Origin of the sequence: Tissierella pigra, assembly GCF_009695605.1 — a bacterium.
Taxonomy (GTDB): domain Bacteria; phylum Bacillota; class Clostridia; order Tissierellales; family Tissierellaceae; genus Tissierella; species Tissierella pigra.
In genome coordinates, this window is the sequence record NZ_VUNQ01000117.1 from 1 (window position 1) to 1,153 (window position 1,153).

Genomic DNA, 1,153 nt, shown 5'->3' on the forward strand with positions numbered 1-1,153 from the left:
ATTTCTTAAAATTTCTTTTGGTAATGTTGACATAAAAAATTCTCCTTTCTGGTTTAAATCATATTTTGATTCTTGCCAGAAAAGAGAATTTTATTTCGCAAAAGCACAGATTATTTTACACTACCATGAGGAATTTTAACTTGACATTTATAAAACTGCATACTTCTTTCATATAAGGTCTCTGCTATATCTCTTTTGCTAATTCTACTCTACAGTCTCTTTACGCTATCGCTCTATTCTTTCCCTTGCTCTTTATAATTGTAATGGCTTTATTCAAATCACTTCTATATTTATTTAATTTTATTTGTAGTTCCTACATATCCTCCCTCACAAAAAAGAAAAACCCAGGAGTTTAATTTCTCCCTAGGCTTTTATAACCTCTACTGTTTTATTGAATATAGTTCTTGTGATGCAACATAAAAAATACCGCAAAATTCTTTTCTGAATAGTACGGTATTTTAAATAATTATTCGTTTTATCATTACTAGATTTAATATAAAGAATGTGTTGCTGTTATCCTAGGTATACCAAAGGTTTTCATGTTTTATATTCTTAAGATATCTCTTTCTTATATTTCTAGTGAATACTTATAAGCAGTTTCGATGGGATTATCAAAATACTCTTCTACTTTGCTATTAATCTTATATCCAAAATCTTCAAACACCTTTTGCATTTTTAAATTTGATTCTCTAGTTTCGGCTTTAAATATATGCATATCATCTTTCAACATCTCATCAATGATATACTGCATTAACATATGGGCATATCCTTTATTTCTATGATCTGGATGTGTTCCTATACTCATAATCTTAATATAGTCATCTTCTCCTTTCCAGTTATAGATAGAAATATTAGCTTTTATAATATTATTTTCTTTGAATGCAAAAACAAAAGTTCTTTTATCTTCCAAAAGTTCAATCCAATATTCCCGTTTTGTATAATCAGTTGGAAAACAAATTGTGTCAAATATGTATATATCATCTAAATCTTTTAAGGTTAATCTTACTATATCTTCCATAATGTTCTCTCCTCTTTAAATCAAGTAGTATTTTTCAATACTTCTGATTAATTTTTTATTATTTTAGTAGATCATTTTAAGCAAAATAATTTTATTTTACATGAAATGTCTATTTTAATCCTCACTTAATAAAAG

At 26.6% G+C, this 1,153-nt stretch carries 1 protein-coding gene; it reads right to left on the reverse strand.

The features are described from left to right. Positions 1 to 568: 568 nt before the first annotated feature. Positions 569 to 1,018, reverse strand: coding sequence for a GNAT family N-acetyltransferase (locus FYJ83_RS19565; protein ID WP_154443145.1), 450 nt, complete (start codon positions 1,016 to 1,018; stop codon positions 569 to 571). Positions 1,019 to 1,153 lie beyond the last annotated feature (135 nt).